The sequence below is a fragment of the Natronococcus roseus genome (assembly GCF_043677095.1).
Taxonomy (GTDB): domain Archaea; phylum Halobacteriota; class Halobacteria; order Halobacteriales; family Natrialbaceae; genus Natronococcus; species Natronococcus roseus.
The window spans coordinates 405,252-423,915 of the sequence record NZ_JBHLJR010000003.1; the positions used below are offsets into that span (position 1 = coordinate 405,252).

At 66.9% G+C, this 18,664-nt stretch carries 18 protein-coding genes and 1 pseudogene; 6 read left to right on the forward strand and 13 right to left on the reverse strand.

All coding sequences use genetic code 11. The features are described from left to right. The first annotated feature begins 21 nt into the window (after nt 1-21). The 3 genes from ACFEMD_RS09980 to ACFEMD_RS09990 all read left to right on the forward strand — a co-directional run bounded on the left by ACFEMD_RS09980 (nt 22) and on the right by ACFEMD_RS09990 (nt 3,058). Nucleotides 22-1,557: an alkaline phosphatase gene (locus tag ACFEMD_RS09980; RefSeq protein ID WP_394740861.1), complete on the forward strand. Its 1,536-nt coding sequence runs from the start codon at nt 22-24 to the stop codon at nt 1,555-1,557. A gap of 262 nt (nt 1,558-1,819) precedes the next feature. After that, a complete protein-coding gene (locus ACFEMD_RS09985; RefSeq protein WP_394740862.1) occupies nt 1,820-2,119 on the forward strand; it encodes a DUF7130 family rubredoxin-like protein in 300 nt (99 codons plus the stop codon). 39 nt (nt 2,120-2,158) lie between these two features. Continuing rightward, nucleotides 2,159-3,058, forward strand: a complete 900-nt coding sequence (locus ACFEMD_RS09990; protein WP_394740863.1) for a ketopantoate reductase family protein — start codon at nt 2,159-2,161, stop codon at nt 3,056-3,058. A gap of 50 nt (nt 3,059-3,108) precedes the next feature. Here ACFEMD_RS09990 and ACFEMD_RS09995 read toward each other — a convergent pair whose 3' ends face one another. Both ACFEMD_RS09995 and ACFEMD_RS10000 read right to left on the reverse strand, forming a co-directional pair. Next, nucleotides 3,109-3,465 (reverse strand): NifU family protein, encoded by a 357-nt coding sequence (locus ACFEMD_RS09995; RefSeq protein ID WP_015323125.1) that lies wholly within the window; start codon nt 3,463-3,465, stop codon nt 3,109-3,111. A gap of 48 nt (nt 3,466-3,513) precedes the next feature. Further along, a complete protein-coding gene (locus tag ACFEMD_RS10000; protein WP_394740864.1) occupies nt 3,514-3,831 on the reverse strand; it encodes a DUF5783 family protein in 318 nt (105 codons plus the stop codon). 163 nt (nt 3,832-3,994) lie between these two features. Between ACFEMD_RS10000 and ACFEMD_RS10005 the strand changes: the two genes are divergently transcribed. Next, a complete protein-coding gene (locus ACFEMD_RS10005; protein WP_394740865.1) occupies nt 3,995-4,375 on the forward strand; it encodes a hypothetical protein in 381 nt (126 codons plus the stop codon). A 252-nt stretch (nt 4,376-4,627) separates the two neighbouring features. Then, a complete protein-coding gene (locus tag ACFEMD_RS10010) occupies nt 4,628-5,380 on the forward strand; it encodes a PHP-associated domain-containing protein (protein WP_394740866.1) in 753 nt (250 codons plus the stop codon). Here the strand turns inward: ACFEMD_RS10010 and ACFEMD_RS10015 are convergent. From ACFEMD_RS10015 to hemC, 5 genes are all read right to left on the reverse strand, one after another. Next, nucleotides 5,377-6,879 carry a DHHA1 domain-containing protein gene (locus tag ACFEMD_RS10015; protein WP_394740867.1) on the reverse strand — a complete coding sequence of 501 codons (1,503 nt, stop codon included), beginning with the start codon at nt 6,877-6,879 and terminating at the stop codon, nt 5,377-5,379. The two genes, ACFEMD_RS10010 and ACFEMD_RS10015, sit on opposite strands and share 4 nt — an antisense overlap. A gap of 60 nt (nt 6,880-6,939) precedes the next feature. Then, nucleotides 6,940-7,290, reverse strand: coding sequence for a hypothetical protein (locus tag ACFEMD_RS10020; RefSeq protein ID WP_394740868.1), 351 nt, complete (start codon nt 7,288-7,290; stop codon nt 6,940-6,942). 146 nt (nt 7,291-7,436) lie between these two features. Further along, complete coding sequence (locus ACFEMD_RS10025) at nt 7,437-8,180, reverse strand: uroporphyrinogen-III synthase (protein ID WP_394740869.1); 744 nt, start codon at nt 8,178-8,180, stop codon at nt 7,437-7,439. A gap of 4 nt (nt 8,181-8,184) precedes the next feature. Further along, nucleotides 8,185-8,994 (reverse strand): uroporphyrinogen-III C-methyltransferase, encoded by an 810-nt coding sequence (gene cobA / locus ACFEMD_RS10030; protein WP_394740870.1) that lies wholly within the window; start codon nt 8,992-8,994, stop codon nt 8,185-8,187. Continuing rightward, nucleotides 8,994-10,115: a hydroxymethylbilane synthase gene (gene hemC, locus ACFEMD_RS10035; RefSeq protein ID WP_394740871.1), complete on the reverse strand. Its 1,122-nt coding sequence runs from the start codon at nt 10,113-10,115 to the stop codon at nt 8,994-8,996. The genes cobA and hemC overlap by 1 nt, the downstream gene beginning before the upstream one ends. A 145-nt stretch (nt 10,116-10,260) precedes the next feature. Between hemC and ACFEMD_RS10040 the strand changes: the two genes are divergently transcribed. Then, nucleotides 10,261-10,626, forward strand: a complete 366-nt coding sequence (locus ACFEMD_RS10040; RefSeq protein WP_394740872.1) for a group I truncated hemoglobin — start codon at nt 10,261-10,263, stop codon at nt 10,624-10,626. 6 nt (nt 10,627-10,632) lie between these two features. Here ACFEMD_RS10040 and ACFEMD_RS10045 read toward each other — a convergent pair whose 3' ends face one another. From ACFEMD_RS10045 to ACFEMD_RS10070, 6 genes and pseudogenes are all read right to left on the reverse strand, one after another. Next, a complete protein-coding gene (locus ACFEMD_RS10045) occupies nt 10,633-11,325 on the reverse strand; it encodes a hypothetical protein (RefSeq protein WP_394740873.1) in 693 nt (230 codons plus the stop codon). 76 nt (nt 11,326-11,401) lie between these two features. Next, nucleotides 11,402-12,748: a glutamate-1-semialdehyde 2,1-aminomutase gene (gene hemL, locus ACFEMD_RS10050; RefSeq protein WP_394740874.1), complete on the reverse strand. Its 1,347-nt coding sequence runs from the start codon at nt 12,746-12,748 to the stop codon at nt 11,402-11,404. 126 nt (nt 12,749-12,874) lie between these two features. Next, entirely contained in the window at nt 12,875-14,626 is a 1,752-nt protein-coding gene (locus tag ACFEMD_RS10055) for an ammonium transporter (protein WP_394740875.1), read from the reverse strand. A gap of 480 nt (nt 14,627-15,106) precedes the next feature. Beyond that, nucleotides 15,107-15,481 (reverse strand): annotated as a pseudogene (locus ACFEMD_RS10060) (P-II family nitrogen regulator); the annotation flags it as partial. 223 nt (nt 15,482-15,704) lie between these two features. Beyond that, the gene (gene hemB, locus ACFEMD_RS10065; protein ID WP_394740876.1) at nt 15,705-16,733 is read right to left on the reverse strand and encodes a porphobilinogen synthase; all 1,029 of its coding nucleotides are present in this window, start codon (nt 16,731-16,733) and stop codon (nt 15,705-15,707) included. A 64-nt stretch (nt 16,734-16,797) separates the two neighbouring features. After that, nucleotides 16,798-18,240, reverse strand: a complete 1,443-nt coding sequence (locus tag ACFEMD_RS10070) for a sodium:solute symporter family protein (RefSeq protein WP_394740877.1) — start codon at nt 18,238-18,240, stop codon at nt 16,798-16,800. Nucleotides 18,241-18,664 lie beyond the last annotated feature (424 nt).

The window sequence follows — 18,664 nt, forward strand, 5'->3', positions numbered from 1 at the left end:
GAGGTGTGTTGACGCCTTGCTATGAGTCACGATAACTGTTGTGGCGGTAGCATCGCACCCGATCCGGAGGCGCTTCCGTCGGTCGCGACCGAGCGGCGATCGTTCATCAAGGGGGTCGGTGCGCTCACCGGGGGCGCCGCCCTCTCCGGTCGAGCGGCCGCCGACGACGCCGACGAGGAGAGCGACGCGGACCGAACCGAAGAGTGTCGAAACGCGATCACCTTCATCCACGACGGAATGGGCCCGACTCAGGTCACGGGCGCTCGCTACCTCAAAGCCTACCAGGAGGACCCGGAGCAGTTCCCGCTGAACGCCGATCCGTCCGAGACGCCGCTGCACATGGACCGCCACGAGGCCCACGGGACGATGACCGTCTTCCCCGACGATCCCAACGAGGTCGTCATCGACTCGGCGGCTGGAGCGACGAGCCCGGGCGCGATCGACTGCGCCGCTTCGGCCACCGGGATCGGCGCCGGCGTCAAGACGTACAACGGTGCGATCGGCGGCATCAGAAACGAGGACGGCGAGTTCGTCCCCGTCGAGACGATCCTCGAGGCGGCCAGCGACGCGGGGCTCGCGACGGGACTGGTGACGACCACGCGAATCACCCACGCGACGCCGGCGGCGTTCGCCGCCCACGTCCCCCACCGGTCGATGGAGGACGAGATCGCCGAGCAGTACATCGACGAGGCCGACGTCGACGTCCTGTTGGGCGGCGGGAAGGCCCACTTCGACCCCGACCAGCGCGACGACGGCCGGGACCTGCTCGGCGCCGCGGAAGAGCAGGGGTACCGAATCGTCGAGACCGACGAGGAACTCGCCGACGTGGAGGAGTCGCCCGTCCTCGGGCTGTTCACCGAGGACGACAGCCACCTCGACTACTACCTCGATCGCCAGTCCGACACGACCCAGCCGGGACTGGTCGAGATGACCGAGAAGGCCCTCGAATTGCTCTCGGCGAACGACGAGGGCTTTTTCGTCATGATCGAGGCGGGACGGGTCGACCACTGCGGCCACAAGAACGACCCGGCGATCTTCGACGAACAGCTCGAGGGCGACCGGGCGGTCGGCGCTTGTCTCGACTTCGCGCGGGACGACGGGACGGCACCGACGACCGTCGTGACGACAGCAGACCACGAGTGCGGCGGCTTCTCGCTCGGTCGCGACGGGATTTACAACGTCGACTACGAGATGATCGACGCGCTCCAGGCCAGCGTCACCGAGGGGATCGTGCCCGCGATCGACGAGGACGTCGAGGACGTCGCGGACCTCCAGACCGTCATGTCCGAGGTCGCCGGGATCGAACTCGAGGACGTGGATCGAAACCACTCCGACGCCGACATCTACCGGGCGATCGATCTGGGCCCGCTGTACGCCGAGGTTCCGGCGCTCCGCGACATGCTTAACAGGCAGATGTTGATCGACTTTACCTCCCACGGTCACACGGGCGTCGACGTCCCGCTGTACGCCGACGGGCCGAACGCCGAGTTCTTCGACCGAGCGCGAGACAACACCGATATCGCCGACGTGATGGCCGACGCGCTGGGCGTCAAGTGACGAGTCGCGCCTGACTCGAGCGTCTCGCCGGGAAATCTCGATTTTCGGAGCGCCGAAGCCGGAGTTCCGCCGTTGTCGTTCGGTAGTCGCTTCGCTCCCGTCCGACCGTGGTCGGCTCCCGGCCGGAATTAGTATCGCGGTTAGTGATTTATGACTGGGCTAGCAGTCGTTCTGTGACGTACGGAACGTTCTCGAGGACGGCACGTTCAGGCCGTCCGAGGACCGTATTCCCTTTATCACGCTCGAGCGCGTCGGAGATCGCATGGCCGAAAACGGCGACACAACTCGTCTCGGGTTCGGAACGAGGATCTACACCGAGGACGGAACGCAGGTCGGTCGCATCCGCGGGTTCGACGAGGACGGGTTCTACGTGACGATCCGGGAGGGACTCGAGGGAATGAGCGTCGAGCACGTCCGTTCGGGCAAGGAGTTCGGCGAGGCGGAGCTGATGTGGCGCTGCTGGGAGTGTGGCGAGATGGGGCGGCTCGACTCCGAACTTCCCGAGAGCTGTCCGTCCTGTGGCGCCGACCGGGAGGATCTGTACTACTGGACCGAGGACTAACGACAACCGTTTTTACCGCTCCGACGCCACCGTCGGGCGATGCAGATCGTCATCTTCGGCGCCGGCAGCCTCGGGACTCTCGTCGGCGCCGTTCTCGCGCGCGCACATCAAGTAACTCTCGTCGGTCGCGAGGACCACGTTACGGCCGTCCGGGAGCGCGGGCTCGTCCTCGAGGGCGAGCTCGAGGCGACGGTCGAGCCGCGGGCGACGACCGACGGGACGGAACTCGCGGGCGACCTCGCGGTCGTGACGGTGAAATCCTACGACACGAGTGGGGCCGCCGAAACGCTCGCGACGGGGGCGTTCGACGCCGTCCTCTCCCTGCAAAACGGGATGGGAAACGAGGAGATACTCGCCGAGACGCTGGGCGAGCCCGTACTCGCCGGGACGGCCTCCTACGGCGCGGTCCTGCGGGAGCCGGGGATCGTCGAGTGTACCGGGGTCGGTGAGATTGTCCTCGGCGACCGCCGCGGGGGCGAATCCGCGGTCGCCGACCGTACCGCCGACGCCTTCAGTTCGGCGGGGCTCGAGACCACGGTCTCGGAGTCGATGCCCCGTCGACTGTGGGAGAAGCTCGCGGTCAACGCCGCGATCAACCCGGTGACGGCGCTGACCGCGACCGAGAACGCGGCGGTGCTCGAGGAGCCGGCCTCGGACCTCGCTCGCGGGGCGGCTCGCGAGACAGCTCGCGTCGCCCGCGCCGAGGGCGTCGGGCTCTCGAACCGCGAGGCGCTCGCGGCGACGGAGCGAGTCGTCGCGGAGACGGCGGCCAACACCTCCTCGATGCGCCAGGACGTCCTCGCGGAACGCCGAACGGAGATCGACGCGATCAACGGCTACGTCCTCGAGCGGGCGTCCGAACGCGGGCTCGAGGTCCCGACGAACCGCACGCTCGCGACGCTCGTGCGGGCGTGGGAACGGGGACGTGGTCTGCGGTAGAGTCCGGCAGCTCTCGACTCGAGCGAAAACACAAGAACGGAACGGACGCCTTAGAACGGAGCCTCGGGTCCTTCGTCGGCCTCGCCGTCGTCGACGGTCTCGCCGGGGAACGACGGCTCCATGCCGCCGCCCATGTCGTCGCCGCCGTCCATACCGGTGTGGGCGTTGACCTTCTCGATCTCGGGAATCTCCTTGACCATTCGGCTCTTGATCGCCTGGATCGTCATCGGCGAAATTCCACAGCCACTGCAGGCGCCACCGAGCGCGATGGTGACCTCGCCGGACTCGCGGTCGAGGTCCTGAATCGCCGCCGAGCCGCCGTGCATCTGGATCTGCGGGAAGTTCCGTCGCAGGAAGTTCGAGACGCGGTCCTCGAGATCGTCTCCGCCCTGAGTTTCGGTGCTCATGTTTCGCCGTTGGGGGCGAACCTCCCTAAACCTTCCGTCGCTTCCCGTTCAGCCGAACTCGAAGACCCGCTCGAGTTCGCGCTCGATCTCCTCGACGTGGATTTCGAGGACCTCCTCGAAGCGCTCCTCCTCGACCAGCACGCCTGTCACCCGGTCGTAGGGATCGTCGGGGAGTTCGACGCGGAACTCGCCGTCTCCCTCGTAGAACGGCTCGCTCTCGTTCAAGACCTGCTGGTCGATCGCGTGGACCAGTTCGGAGTCGTAGCGGTCGTTCATCCGGTTGAACGCGTTCTTGTAGGCCTGCTGGAGTTCGGGAAAGTAGTTGGCGTACTTGTCCTCGAACTTCTCGGGGTCGAACTCTGCCATACCGTCTACGAACGCGAGCGAGGACAAAAGTCGGACGATCGGTCGCTTGCTGCAGATTAACACGGATATTAGTAACGGCACTGACACGGTACGGGGTTCCTACATACGACGCACGCGTACGCAAGCGGCACCACCATCCCTCTCACCGGGATAGCCGGCAACGATGTCATCCGATCAACACCCCGTCCCTCCGGAAGCGCTTCCGCCGGGGTGGGGGCCGGTCGAGTGCTGCCGTGGCTACCTCGCGTACCGTCACGCTCGGCCGCCGATCGAACTCATCGCGGACCGGACGACCGCCGACGGGTTCCACCCCGGACTCGGACTAAGCCACTGTTGGGAACTGCAGTACCAGTACGCGCTCGACGACCGGGCGATCACCGAGTGCATCGGTCGCGTGCCGACCCGGCGGGCGGCCGTCGAGGGGCTGCTCGAGTGTATGTCCCGACTACACGACCGCCTCGAGAACCGGACCGACCCGCTCGAGATCAGAAGCGTTCTGAACGGCGTCTCGCTCGGCGATGCGATTCCGGACGGTTCCCGGTGACGGGCCGGGCTCGGATTCGTAACCCGTAATAACCGCTTATTCGTCTGTCCAGCTGCGGTCGCTACAGCTTCTACGAGCGGTTGTCGCCAGAAGCGGGCTCTCGCCGCCAGTCTGCCGTATCGAGGTAGTCGGCCGTCCAGGCGAAGCCAGTAAACCCCATATTACGATATCGAATCCGTCCGCGAGACGTGGCGGAGCGCTTATGCGACCGTCCGAACTACCGTGTACAACGGACGCTATTCGAGAGGTCTTATGACAGCTCAGATTCCTTTCGCCATCGACTTTCACGTTCACTCGGACGACTCATACGACGGCCACGAGCCGATCGAGCTCGTTCTCGAGCACGCGGCGGATATCGGGCTCGACGGGGTCGTCATCACCGACCACGACGAGATCGGCGAGTCGCTCCGGGCCGCCGAGATCGCGCCGGAGTACGGCCTCGTCGGAATCCCGGGCGTCGAGGTATCGACCCGACACGGCCACCTGCTGGCGATCGGCGTCGAGGAACGACCCGATCCGGGCCAACCGTTCGTGGAGACGGTCGAGACGGTTCGGGATCTCGGCGGCGTCGCGATCGTTCCCCACCCGTTTCAGCGCAGCCGTCACGGCGTTCGCAAGCGCCACATCGAGGATGCGGACGCGATCGAGGTCTACAACTCGATGCTGTTTACCGGCTACCGCAACCGTCGCGCCCGAACGTTCGCCAGGCGACGGGGGTACCCCGAGATCGGCGCCAGCGACGCTCACTACCTGCCGAACGTCGGCCGCGCTTACACCGAGATCCTCGTCACGCCCGACGCCGCGAACCCGACCAAAGCCGAGATCGACGGCGACGACCTCATCGACGCCATCCTCGAGGGACGGACCCAGATCCGAGGCAAGCGCACGCCGGTGTATAAAAGTTCGATTCAGTACGCCAAGGGGGCGGTCCGGAAGTCGACGTACCTGCTGACCTCGCGTGCGCCGCTGGTGCCGACGGTGCCGGCCTCTATGGACCGTTCCTAACCGAGCTGGTCGCCGACGATCTCGTCGGCCCGTTCGACGAACTCCGCCTCCGCTCCCTTCGGAACCGTCGCACCGGCGGCGACGTCGTGGCCGCCGCCGTCGCCGCCGACCGCCCGCGAGGCCTCCCCCATCACGACCGAGAGGTCGAGTCCCTTCCGAACGAGACCGTGGGTGCCGCGGCCCGAGACCTTGATTTCCTCGGCGTCGGTCTCGGTTCCGCCGTTACCGTCTCCACCCTTTTCGGCGAACGCGAGGATCGGCTTCGATCGACTGACCCCGTCGTTGCCCATCGCCATCCCGGCGACGATGCCGACGATCGTCTCGCGGATGCGGTCCTCGGCATGGAACCACTGAACGTGTGCCTCGTGAGTGACGCCCTCCTCGGTGACGAGGTCGATCCCCTCCGAGAGGTTCCGTCGGTGGTTTCGCAGGAGCTTGCGGGCGCGCTCGAGCGCCCCCTCCCGGTCGCCCAAGCAGACGCCGAGCCCGACGTCGGCGCGCTCGTAGCGGGCGGTCGCGTTCAGCAGCGTCGAGAACTCGCTCGCGTCCCGCAGCTCCGTGCCGACCGGCTCCTCGCTGAGGACGTAGCTGGTGCCAACCAGCTGGTCGATCTTCGGCGCGGGAACGCCTCGCTTGACTGCCCGCTTGACCAGGGCGCTGGCGACGGTCTGTTGTTCCTCCCTGGTCAGTTCGGCCCAGCAGCGCCACTCGCCCCCCGATTTCAGCTCGAGGTCGAGCCCGTCGAGAAACGAGAGCGCACCGCGCTGGTCGTTCGAGATCCCGGGGATGCGAACGTCGGTCGCGTACTCGAGGAGCTTCGGCAAGGGGCGGGTCTGTTTGCCGTACAGGGCGAGATCGGTTCCGGTCTCGACGACCCCGGCCTCGACGCCCTCGGCGACGATCCCCTCGTTGGCGCCGTGGAGTTCGCCCCCGGACGCCTGCATGTCGCCGACGGCGCCGACCACCGCGAGGGCGGCGAGGTCGCGGTTGTCGGCGTGCGCGGTCGCGGTCCCCCCATCGGCCGCCGCGATCGGGTCGCTGTCGTCGGTTTCGGCCGCGAGCTCGGCGAGCGCCCGTGCGAGAACGTAGCTCGCACCCGCACCCGACAGCTCCGAGGCGCCGTCGATCCCGAACAGCAGCGGGTTGAGGTGGTACTCGGTGTCGCGGTCGGCCGGCTGGTGGTGGTCGGCGATGACTGGCGTGAACGCGCCCGCGTCCTCGTGTTCGCCGATGATATCGAGCTGGCCGCTGCCGAAGTCGGTGAACAACACGGTGTCGTAGTCGGTCGCGGCGATGTCGGCGATCGCCGCCTCGTCGAGCTGTTTCTCGAAAACGGCCTCGAAGGGGATCCCCGCGCGCTCGAGTGCTTGCGCGGCGATCGCGGCGCTGGTCAGTCCGTCGGCGTCGATGTGGGAGGCGAGCAACACGCGGTCGCAGTCGCGGAGGTGTCGTGCACAGGCGAGCGCTCGCTCGTCGAGTTCGGGAACCGGTCCGGTCATCGGCTCATCGGTCGATCGTGGGTCGGCATGCGGGATAAAGCTCCGGTCCCGACCGAACCGTTAAGCGGCGATCGGCGAGCTCCCGGAGACCAGCAGGACGACGTTGTTCGTCACGAGGACGAGGTAGACCGCAACCATCCCGCCGACGAACCGGCGGTCGAGCGGGTCCGAGAGGACGTGGCCGATCGCGACGACGACCGCGGCGTAACACGTCGCCGCGAGCGCGACGCCCGGCAGACCGAACACGTCGTAGAACAGCACGGTGACGGGATTGAGTTCGGTTGCGTAGGGGACGAGAAAGAAGAGGGTGGCGGCGACCATGTCGATTCCCCAGAGGACGAAAAACGCGACTCTGAGACCGACCGTTCCGGGCGGGTCGAACTCGAGCGTGTGCGATCGTTCGACTGTCATTCGACCCCGCCTAGCCACCGGGAGAAATTACGGTGCGTCCTTGCGAGAGCCGACTGAGACCCACTCACACGGAACTTCGCCGGAAGCGAGCCTGCACTCTCGAGGGCTCGCCATCGTCCTCGCTCGAGCCGATAGTCGGGAGTCGGTCAGTCGCGGTACGTCGGCGCTGCGGCCTCGACCGTCTCGCAGGCCAGCGCGTCGAACGTCGCCTCGCTCGCGACCACGTCGACGTCGATTCCGAGTCCAGCGGCCGTCTCCCGGGTCGGGTCCCCGATGACGCCGACGGTGGCGCCCTCGAGTCCCGCGAGCGCTTCCTCGCGCAGCCCCCGAGCCGCGGCGGCCTCGAGGAAGTGCTCGACGGTCAGCGACGAGGTGAAGCAGGCGGCGTCGAGTTCGCCAGCGGCTGCCCGCTCGGCCGATTCGCCGCTGCCTTTGGGTCGGACAAGCCGGTAGAGAATCGTTTCGTGGACGTACGCGCCGGCGGCCTCGAACCCGTCGAGCAGGACGGGGCTGCCGTGGTCGCTGCGGGCGACCTCGATCCGGGCGCCGTCGATCCGATCGGAGAGGGTTTCGACCAGCCCGCTCGAGGTGTACTCGTCGGGGACGACGTTGACCTCGTAGCCCGCCTCGCGGATGGCCTCGGCAGTTTTCGGACCGATCGCACAGACGGTCGCGTCGCCGGGCTCCCAGTCCGAGTCGGCGACGAGTTCGGCGCCGGTCTTGCTCGTCAGAACGACGTAGTCGGCGTCCTCTCGGGGGGTGGCGTCGGTCGATTCGACCGATAGCATCGGGTCCGGTATCGGCGTTGCGCCCAGCGAGTCGATCAGCTCGACCGCGGTGGCGAGGCGTTCGTCGTCTGGGCGGAACACCGCGACGGAGAGGTCTCGCATTCGATCACACCTCGTCGTCCGCCGCTGTCGCCTCGTTCGCCGTCTCGTTAGCGAGGAACTCGAGGACGGTCGCCCTGGTCGCGGCGACCTCGCCGACGACGGTCACCGCGGGGGGCTCGATTCCGACCTCGTCGCGGGCGTCGACGATCGTCTCGAGGGTTCCCGTCGCAACCTGCTGGTTCGGCCAGGTGGCGCGCTCGACGAGCGCGACCGGCGTCTCGGGGGCCATACCGGCCTCGAGCAGCGCGCCGGTGTAGTCGGGGAGCCGCCTGACGCCCATCAGGACGACGATGGTGCCGCCGACGGCGGCCAGGGCCTCCCAGTCGACGGCGGACTCGGGCTTCGTCGGATCCTCGTGGCCCGTGACGATCGAGATCGAAGACGTGTGTTCACGGTGGGTGACGGGGATCCCGGCGACGGCGGGGGCGGCGGTGGCCGAGGTGACGCCGGGGACGATCTCGAACGGAACGCCGTGGTCAGCGAGGAACTCTGCTTCCTCGCCGCCGCGGCCGAAGACGAACGAGTCGCCGCCTTTCAGCCGGACGACCGAGTTCCCCTCGCGGGCGAGTTCGACCAGTCGCTCGTTGATCTCGGACTGGGGTGTGCGCTCGCCACCGCCCCGTTTGCCGACGTCCTCGCAGCGGTCGGCCGACAGCCCCTCGAGAATCTTGGGGCCGGGCAGCCTGTCGTGGAGGACGACGTCCGCGCGCTCGAGCAGCCGTTTCGCCTTCACGGTCAGCAGTTCGGGATCGCCGGGCCCGCTGCCGACGAGGTAGACGGTGCCGGGCTCCGGCGCTGTGGCAGCGTCGGTCATCAGTTCTCCGTAGGCTCCTCCGAGGTGGGATCGGCGTCCTCACGGGCGGCGTCGATCAGTTCCGCGGCGCCGCGGTCTGCGAGGTCGGCGGCGAACTCGCGAGCCGCCTCGGCGTGGTGCTCGACGGGCAGATCTCGGCTCGCCGTAACGGACTCCTCGCCGTCGCGGTCGAACACTGTGACCGTGGCGCGGACGTACTCTCCCTGGAGGACCGCGTAGACCCCGATCGGCGCGATACAGCCCCCGCCCAGCTCCGCGAGCACGGTGCGCTCGACGGTCGTCTCGGCGCGACTCCGGGGATGGTCGAGTAGCGTCTGGAGGTCGTCCGCGGTCTCGCCGTCGACCGCGGTGACGGCCAGGGCCCCCTGTCCCGGCGCGGGGACGAACGTCGTCGGCGACAGCTGCCGGTAGTCGACGGAGTGCTCGAGGCCGCTGCGCTCGAGGCCGGCCTCGGCGAGCACGATCGCGTCGTACTCCGTCTCGACCTCCCGACCCAGCGCCTGCTTCTCGAGTTCGGAGAGGTCGTCGAACCACTCGTCGACGGTGCGGTCGTACTCGGGTTCGAAGTCCTCGTCCCCGACGTTTCCCTTCCGCTCCTTGTCGGCCTCGCTGCGCTCCTGATGTTCGGCCTGCAGCGACGGGGCGAGCAGTTTCTCGAGGCGCGTGTCGACGTTCCCCCGCAGCGGCTCGACCTCGAGGTCGGGACGTTCCGACAGCAGCTGTGCGCGACGGCGCAGGCTCGAGGTGCCCACGGTCGCCCCGTCAGGCAATTCTCCGAGAGTGGCGCCGTCGGGCGTGACGAGGACGTCCCCCGGTCGTCCCCGTTCGGGAACCGCCGCCGTCACCAGTTCGTCGGGCTGGTCGGTCGGCATGTCCTTCATCGAGTGGATCGCGCCGTCGACCTCCCCCTCGAGGACTCGCTCGTCGAGTTCGCGAACGAACGCCCCCGTCTTCCCCAGCCGGTGGATCAGTTCGTCGCGTATCTGATCGCCTTTCGTCTCGACGGTGACGAGTTCGACCTCGTACCGTCGCTCCTCGAGGGCCTCCTGTACGAGGCCGGCCTGTCGCCGGGCCAGATCCGACCCCCGCGTCGCCAGTCGCAGCGTCCCGCGCGTTCTCATGGAGGGTACTCGTCGCCTGGGGTATGAAAAGCGCACGCTTGTCGGCCGCGCTTTCGAACCGTGCTCCGATCGATCCGTTTCCCGCCGCGGAGCCGACGACATGTTCGGGGCCGGTTTTATTAGTGAGTGCTAGCTATCCCTCTCCGTGACAGAGACCCTCTACGACCGTCTCGGAGGCCAAGACGCGATCGGCGCCGTCGTCGACGAGTTCTACGACCGGGTGCTCGAGGACGAGCGGGTCGCGTACTACTTCGAGGACGTCGACATGCAGAAACAGCGCGCACACCAGACGCAGTTCATCAGCTCCGTGACGGGCGGACCGGTCGAGTATACGGGTGCGGAGATGGAGGCTGCCCACGAGGGGATGGGGATCACGCCGTCCGAGTTCGACGCGATCGCGACCCACCTCGACGAGACGCTGGCGTCGTTCGACGTCGACGACGAGGACCGACGGGCCGTCATGGAGACGATCGCGAGCTACCGACCGGAGATCGTCACCGCGTCGGACTGAGCGCGATCACGGGGTTCCGAGGGTTCGGTGGCGCCGAAAGAGGTAGTAGCCGGCGAGGATCGGCTGTAGCGGCGCCACGAACAGGGTCAGGAAGGCGAAGCCGAGGTAGAGCCCGGGATTCGGCCGCCAGGTGTTGCTTCGAGTACAGACGTAGGCCGCATCCTGGTGGATCGCGATCGGAAACGCCCCGAAGGCGATCGCCCCGGAAAGCCCGATTACGGTCAGCAACGGCCCTGGAAACGCGAGGACGACGGCGACGACCGCCGCGACGAGCCCGACCACTGTCATCGCGAACGAGACCGCGACGACGAGCCACCACTCCGACCAGCCCGGCGGCGTCCCGAACCGACGGTGGCGCCGAAAGAGGTAGACGACGCCCGCGATCGGCGCCCACAGCAACGCGAAGGCCGCATTAAGCCACGGGTTCGGTCGCCACTCGCCGCTCGCTCGTGGCTGTCGACGCACTCGACGCGCGTCCAGAAGGAGTGCCCCCGCCAACCCGACCGTCAGAACGGTGTAGCCGAACGTGCCGAACAGGACCAGCCCCCGCTGGAGCAGCGGGACCCCGAGATCGGCCTCCCGGAGCACCCCGACGATGCCGACGCCGATCACCGGCGGGAACAGGTAGAGCAACCGCTCCGCGACGCGGGCCCAGTCGAGTTCGGCGACGCTCGAGGGCGAGGGCAACTCGAGGTCCATCAGCCGTCCGCGGCGCTCGAGTCGGCCGTCGTTCGTCCGACCGTCCGATTCCGGGGATCCGCCATCACCGTCGCGACTACAGCGCCTCCTTGTACGCCTCGAGGGTCTCCTCGACGTCTTCCTCGGTGTGGCCGTAGCTGACGAACTGGCACTCGAACTGGTTCTGCGAGAGGAACACGCCCTGTTCTTTCATCTGGCCCCAGAAGATCCGCCGCCAGCGGTCGGTCTCGGCGTTTTTGACGTCGGTCGCGTTCTTCGGGCAGGTATCGTAGCGCGGGCAGGACGGCCGCTGTCGGCAGCCGCTCGAGCACTGCTCCTCGAGAGAGTTCGCGCCCGGTCCGTCGCGGGTGAAGATCACCTTGAACATGCTGTCGGTGCCGGTGACGGTGTAACTCGGCGCCTGGTCGGCGAGGATCTCCGTCAGCCCGCTGCGAAGCTGCTCACCGAGCCCGTTGACGTGTCCGTAGACGTCGTTCTCGGCGGCGAACTGCAGGGTCTCGAGACCCGCGGCCATCGTGACGGGGTGGCCAGAGAACGTGCCGGCCTGGAACACCGGGCCCGAGGGCGCCAGGTGTTCGACGATCTCGGCCCGGCCGCCGAGCGCGCCGACGGGGAACCCGCCGCCGACGATCTTGCCGAACGTCGTCAGGTCGGGGGTGACGCCGAACTCGCTCTGGGCACAGCCCAGTCCGCCAACGCGGAATCCCGTGATAACTTCGTCGAAGATCAGCAGCGAGCCGTGCTCGTCGGTGATCTCGCGGAGGAACTCGTGGTACCCCTCCTCAGGGTAGACAATACCGTGGTTGCCCAGGATCGGCTCGGTCATGACGGCCGCGATGTCGTCACCGTGTTCCTCGAAGACCTCGCGAACGGTGTCCTCGTCGTTGAACGGCACCGGAAGGGTGTGTTCGGCGAAGGACTGCGGAACGCCCGCGGAGGAGGGGGCCGGATTCTCGGTGTCGCCCTCGACCAGCGTCGACTCCTGGGCGCCGTGGTAGCCGCCCTGCATGACGACGATCTTGTTCCGACCCGTGTACCCCCGTGCGAGTCGCACCGCGGAGGTGGTCGCCTCGGTGCCGGAGTTGACGAACCGGATCTTCTCGACGCTGGGGACGTGACGAACGACGAACTCCGCCAGGTCGACCTCGATCTCGGTCGGGGTGCCGTAGATCGGCCCCTCGCTCGCGTTTCGCTGGATGCCCGCGCGAACGGGCTCGGGCAGATCGTGGCCCAGCAGCAGCGGACCCAGCCCCATCACCCAGTCGATGTAGCGGTTGCCGTCCGCGTCGATGACGTGGCCGCCGTCGCCCTTCTGCACGAAGAAGGGGTAGGGTTCGATCGCCGCCCGAACCGCCGAGTTGACGCCGCCGGGCATCACCGACAGCGCCCGGTCGTACAGCTCGCGAGAGTGATCGTCGGTCATGGGCGAGCCTTACGAGCGGGACGGCAAAGTAGTACCGAGGTTCGCTCGTCGGGCCGCGATCGAGCGGGCGACGCGCTCGCGACCTCGAGCCGACCGAAAAAAGCCTCGGTACCCGTTTCGATCCGATCAGACCGCGTCGGTGCCGGTCTTGCCGGTCCGGATCTGGACGGCCCGCTCGACGGGGGTGACGAAGACCTTCCCGTCACCGGGCTCGCCGGTGTTCGCGCCCTCGCAGATCGCGTCGACGACCGTTTCGGCCGGGATGTCGGCGACGACGCACTCGATCTTGACCTTCTGGTGGAGATCGACCGTGTACTCCTCGCCGCGCCACTGGCCCTTCTTGGCGGGCTGTGAACCACGACCCGAGACGTTCGTGACCGTCAGCGACGGTGCGCCGGCCTCGGCGAGCGACTGCTTGACCGCGCCGAGACGATCCGGACGGACGATCGCGGTGACCATCTTGATCTCGCCGCCGTTCGGGCTTCCCCCGTCGGTCCGAATGCGCTTATCGTCGACGCTTCCGCCGTCCGTCGCGACGTCTGGACCGCCGAACTCGGGGTAGGTGTCGACGCCGTGTTCGGTGACGTCGAGCCCGTCGCGCTCGTGTTCGGGGGTCACGCGGGCCTGTCCGATCGCCTTGAACGCGCCCCAGACGGCGGCGGTCGCGGCGACCGTCCAGACCGTGATCGTGGCGACGCCGATGGCCTGGGGGGCGAACGCGCTCGCCTCGATCGAGAGGATCCCGCCGGCGACGACGCCGCCGCCGATCGCGGTGCCCTCGATCGACCACAGCGGGTAGATGAGCAATCCGAGCATCCCCGCGGTCCCGTGAACCGGGAACACCGCACAGACGTCGTCGATCTTGAGCCGCTCGTCGACGAACTTGAAGACGATCGGGAGCTGCGCGCCGGCCAGAAATCCGATCGCGATCGCACCCATCGGGGTGATGAGGTCCGTCGGACCCGTGACGCCGACGAGCCCGGCGAGCATCCCGTTGGCGACGTACAGCGTGTCGACCTTGCCGTTTATCGCGAGCGAGACGCTCGAGGCACCGATCGCGCCCAGGCCCATCCCGAGAGCGGTGACCATCGCGACGCTACCGACGTACTCGAAGTCGGCCAGCCCGACGACCTCGCCGGCCGCCGCCCCGGTATCGACGTCGACGACCGTCGCGGCCGTCCCGACGTTGAAACCGAACCAGCCGAAACAGAGGATCAGCGTCCCCAGGACGGCGAACGTCATCGAGTGACCGGGAATGATGTTGACGCTGCCGTCGTCGTTGTACTTGTCCATTCGGGCGCCGAGCATCCAGGCGGCGGTGAGCCCGGCGACCCCGCCGACGCCGTGGACGACCATCCCGCCCGCGAAGTCGGAGAAGCCGAAGCTCGCGAGGATCGGCTCCCCGCCGGGCGCGTACCAGACCATCGCCGCGACCACCGGGTAGATGACCGCCGCGAGCAGGAACGTGTACGTGACGTACGCCCGGAGCTTCGCGCGGCCGGCGACGGCCCCGGAGACGATCGTGGCCGCGGTCATCGCGAACACCGCGCTGAACAGCCACATCGCCCAGTCGAACGATCCCTCGCCGAACATCGTCAGCGGGCCGGCGTCGCCGCCGCCCAGCGCCGCGCCGACGTTGTTCGAGAGCCCCATCCCGATCACGAAGAAGACGAAGATGCCGACCGCCCAGGTCAGCATGTTCTTCGTCAGCTGGTTCGCGACGTTCTTCGAGCGGACCTGCCCCGCCTCGAGCATCGCGAAGCCGGCGTGCATGAAGAAGATCAGGAACGTCACGGTCAGCGCCCACATCAGGTTCATCCCCGTCGCGAGCTGCTCGATATCGGCCGTCGAGACCTCGAGGGCGATCGGCTCGATCACGAAGCGCTCACCTCATTCGTGAGATTTTTGCTCGAGTTCTGTGAGTGACCGTCCACTCTAATCCGTCTGCCTTCCGCGTATGTATTCTGATTCACGGATAACGGTGATGGAAGTGAATAGTATAAGGTTTAGCCTTGACGATTGGTCATATACCGTTGAATATTTGTGGCAGGTGTGTATATCTATAGGCAATTTAATCCGTATAAGGGGATCCGAATCGGATTCAGACCGGTGTTTCGATCGCCGATACGACGGTTGCGAACGATGTCCTCCTGAGATAATCGGTCTTCGACGTAAATTTCTCCGTCGCCGGAGCCGGTCGTAGCCCGCGCGGAAAATGTTGCCGACAGTTACCCGCCGTGGACTCGCCGTTGGACGTTCGTCCGAAACTGCTTCACCGTGCTTTGCCGACCGTTTGGCGGTTCAATCGGCCGATTTTCCCGCGCTTTCCCATCAAAAGCGGCTCACGTCGGACGCCGCTCAAACCGCGTCGGTGCCGGTCTTGCCGGTCCGGATCTGGACGGCCCGCTCGACGGGGGTGACGAAGACCTTCCCGTCGCCGGGCTCGCCGGTGTTCGCGCCCTCGCAGATCGCGTCGACGACCGTTTCGGCCGGAATGTCGGCGACGACGCACTCGATCTTGACCTTCTGGTGGAGGTCGACCGTGTACTCCTCGCCGCGCCACTGGCCCTTCTTGGCGGGTTGGGAGCCCCGTCCCGAGACGTTGGTGACCGTCAGCGACGGTGCGCCGGCCTCGGCGAGCGACTGCTTGACCGCGCCGAGGCGGTCGGGGCGAACGATGGCCGTAACCATCTTGATCTCTCCGTCGTTCGGCTTTCCTCCGTCCGTCCGTGCGTTCTCGCCGCTCGTGTTTGAGCTCACGTCTTCGGATGAGAAAGAGAAAAATATAACAATTGGCGTTGACACTCGTGTCGCTCTAGAGAAAATATCTTCTCCATTGTCCAGCATACTAGGGAACGCAACTCGTATAAGGTCAGCTGTTTCAGAAGCGCCTCCGGTCCTCGACGGGAATCCGACGTTCGTCGAACCGATCCCTCGCTTCCGAACGGCCGCCGAGCTAGCTCCGACCGGACAAGTGTTCGGCGACGTCCTCGGCGAAGTACGTGAGGATCAGATCCGCACCCGCGCGCTTGATCGACAGCAGCGATTCGTGTGCAACGGCCTCGAGATCCAGCCACCCCTTCTCGCTCGCGGCGTGGAGCATCGCGTACTCGCCGGAAACGTTGTACGCGGCGATGGGGTGGTCGAACTCCCGTCGGAGGTCGCCGACGATATCGAGGTAGGGTAGGGCGGGTTTGACCATCAGGACGTCCGCGCCCTGTTCGGCGTCCAGCCGAACCTCCCGCATCGCCTCGCGTGCGTTCGCGGGATCCATCTGATAGTGTCGTCGGTTGCCGAAGGCGGGCGCGCCGTCGGCCGCGTCGCGGAACGGCCCGTAGAAGGCGCTCTCGTACTTCGCCGCGTAGCTCATGATCGGGACGCGCTCGTAGCCCTCGTGGTCGAGCCCCTCGCGGATGGCGGTGACCATCCCGTCCATCATTCCGCTCGGCGCGATCATGTCCGTGCCGGCCTCGGCGTGGGAGACGGCGATCCGATCCAGCGCCTCGAGCGTCGCGTCGTTGTCGACGGTCAGCGCCGGGTCGCAGTCGGCGGCGTGGTCGTACGCCCCGGCCTCCTCGCCGCGCAGTTCCGCCTCGAGGGGGCCGCAGTGGCCATGGTCGGTGTACTCGCAGAGACAGACGTCCGTGATCACGTAGGCGTCGGTCTCGCTCGTGATCCGCCGAGTGGCCTCCTGGACGACGCCGTCGTCGGCCCAGGCGCGGGTTCCTTCGGGATCCTTCGATTCGGGAATCCCGAACAGCATGACGGCCTCGACGCCGGTCTCGAGCACCTCCTCGACGCGGGCGACGCTCTCGTCGATCGGCACCCGTTCGTGGCCGGGCATCGTCTCGATCGGTCGGCGCTCGTCGGTCGTCGCGTCGACGAACACCGGGGCGATGAAGTCGGCGGGCTCGAGGCTCGTCTCGCTGACGAGCCCGCGAACCCGGTCCTGGCGGAGCCGTCGCGGACGGTGGGTGAGATCCATACCTGCCCTATCGAGGGCACGTGCAAAAGCGGTGCGCTCGCGCGCGGCCAACTGGCCGCTCGTTTCAATCGTCCGAGGCGACCTCGTCGGCCCGCAGGCGATCCATGTCCTCGCTCGCGAGTTCGCGGATCTTCTCGTTGGTGAACGTCTCGCCGTTGTACAGGACGCTGACGAGCCAGATCGTTACCAGCGCCGACAGCGTCGCCGGCACGGCGGGTTCGACCTGCCCCTGTCCGGCGATGATCTCGGGCGAGCCGAGGCCGAACTCCCAGATGACGAAGACGATCCCGCCGACGATGAAGCCGGGCAATCCGGCCTCGCGGACGGTGCCGTCCCAGAGCATCATCAGCAGGCCGGCGAACAGCACGGACATGATTCCCATTCCGAGAGTGTTGATCACGATGATCTCGATCCCGCTGAACGCGATCAGCGCGGCACCGACGCCGAAGACGACGATTGCGATCCGCGTGACGAAGACGAGGCGATCCTCGTTGACCGCCTCGTGCCCGCCCCGAAGCGGGATGTAGATGTCGTTGATGAAACTCGTCGCGCCGGCGAGCAGGAACGAGTCCGCACCCGTGATGACCGAGGAGACCGCCGCGGCCAGCAGCAGGCCGGCGAGTGCGTCGGGGAGCGTGTTCGTGATCGTCCAGGCGAACGCCATCTCGGAGGCGATGTCGGCCCCCTGGGCGTTCGCGATCATGCCCGCGGCCGCCGAGAGGATCCCGAAGCCCGTGATGATCGTCCCCGCGAGGAAGGTCCCGAACATCGCAACCCGACGGTTCTTCGCCGACCACGTCCGCTGGAGCATCTGCTGTTGGGCGCCGGCGACGGTGAGGTACATCAGGTACCAGGTCCCGATCTGGACGATCCCCACGCCGAACCAGTTCATGTGTTCGCTCGGCACGTCCGCGGAGATCGCTCCGACGCCGCCGACGTTCGAGACGGCGAGCGGGATCGCGACGATCATCCCGACGATGATGACGACGCCGTGGAGCGTGTCGGTGTAGGCGACCGTACTCATCCCGCCGTAGGCGGTGAGCCCCACGAAGATGGCGACGCTGATCCAGAACGCCGTCGTGAGGTTCATCCCGGTGGTGACCGCGAGCACCGATGCCATCCCGATCGTCTGGCCGGCAGTGAGCGCGACCTGTCCGGCGACGGTGAACAGTCCGGCGAAGTACTGCGTGTACTCCCCGTACACCCGGCCGAGCAGTTCGGGAACGCTCACGACGTCGAACGAGTAAATAAAGCCGATGAACAGCGTCATCGTCATCCAGGCCAGCCCCTGGGTCATCGCGTACCACTGGGCGCTGATGCCCTCGATGAACGCGTGCTGAGCGAGCCCCATCGTGAGTCCGCTTCCCGCGAACGTCGCGAAGTACGTCATCAGGTAGACCGGCAGGCTCAGATTCCGACCGGCCAGCGTGAACTCGACGTACCCCTCGCCGGCGCCCCGTCCGTACCAGAGTCCGACCGCAAGCGTCACCGCGAAGTATCCGATCATCGTCGCAACGATCGGATCAGTAAGTGTATCAATCATGCAAATACCGCGCGAAAAATTCTACTCGCGTCATGTGATAGTTGGATCAATTAGAAATTTGCAAAGACGGCCTGCACATGTAAGCCGCTTATCGGGTCGTCGTCGAGCGGCCCGAGTCCTCGCTAGCACTCTCGTCAGTGGCGGCGCACCGACGCGCGGTCGTGGCGCGTCTTCCGTAGCATGGTGGTCGATCCGTTGTTACTGACGGAGTAACGACCTGCCTGTTACTCTCGAGATCACGAACGAGCTATACGGCGTCGAACGAACTCCCGGCCGTGACTGGAACGGATCGTCGGAAGGGAGCGGCACGCTGTGTCGACTGTGGGCGCGCGCTGGCGGTCTGGCTGTCGTCGTCGGGCGAGATCAACCCGATCGGCAGCACCACGGG

Bases quoted from the DNA above. Each gene is read 5' to 3' on its own strand.
- ACFEMD_RS10000 (WP_394740864.1), bottom strand. From the start codon at position 3,831: ATGGCAGAGTTCGACCCCGAGAAGTTCGAGGACAAGTACGCCAACTAC.
- ACFEMD_RS10045 (WP_394740873.1), bottom strand. From the start codon at position 11,325: ATGGACCTCGAGTTGCCCTCGCCCTCGAGCGTCGCCGAACTCGACTGG.
- ACFEMD_RS09980 (WP_394740861.1), top strand. From the start codon at position 22: ATGAGTCACGATAACTGTTGTGGCGGTAGCATCGCACCCGATCCGGAG.
- ACFEMD_RS10070 (WP_394740877.1), bottom strand. From the start codon at position 18,240: ATGATCGGATACTTCGCGGTGACGCTTGCGGTCGGACTCTGGTACGGA.
- hemB (WP_394740876.1), bottom strand. From the start codon at position 16,733: ATGGATCTCACCCACCGTCCGCGACGGCTCCGCCAGGACCGGGTTCGC.
- cobA (WP_394740870.1), bottom strand. From the start codon at position 8,994: ATGACCGACGCTGCCACAGCGCCGGAGCCCGGCACCGTCTACCTCGTC.
- ACFEMD_RS10020 (WP_394740868.1), bottom strand. From the start codon at position 7,290: ATGACAGTCGAACGATCGCACACGCTCGAGTTCGACCCGCCCGGAACG.
- ACFEMD_RS10015 (WP_394740867.1), bottom strand. From the start codon at position 6,879: ATGACCGGACCGGTTCCCGAACTCGACGAGCGAGCGCTCGCCTGTGCA.
- ACFEMD_RS10010 (WP_394740866.1), top strand. From the start codon at position 4,628: ATGACAGCTCAGATTCCTTTCGCCATCGACTTTCACGTTCACTCGGAC.
- ACFEMD_RS10025 (WP_394740869.1), bottom strand. From the start codon at position 8,180: ATGCGAGACCTCTCCGTCGCGGTGTTCCGCCCAGACGACGAACGCCTC.
- hemC (WP_394740871.1), bottom strand. From the start codon at position 10,115: ATGAGAACGCGCGGGACGCTGCGACTGGCGACGCGGGGGTCGGATCTG.
- ACFEMD_RS09985 (WP_394740862.1), top strand. From the start codon at position 1,820: ATGGCCGAAAACGGCGACACAACTCGTCTCGGGTTCGGAACGAGGATC.
- ACFEMD_RS09995 (WP_015323125.1), bottom strand. From the start codon at position 3,465: ATGAGCACCGAAACTCAGGGCGGAGACGATCTCGAGGACCGCGTCTCG.
- ACFEMD_RS10005 (WP_394740865.1), top strand. From the start codon at position 3,995: ATGTCATCCGATCAACACCCCGTCCCTCCGGAAGCGCTTCCGCCGGGG.
- ACFEMD_RS09990 (WP_394740863.1), top strand. From the start codon at position 2,159: ATGCAGATCGTCATCTTCGGCGCCGGCAGCCTCGGGACTCTCGTCGGC.
- hemL (WP_394740874.1), bottom strand. From the start codon at position 12,748: ATGACCGACGATCACTCTCGCGAGCTGTACGACCGGGCGCTGTCGGTG.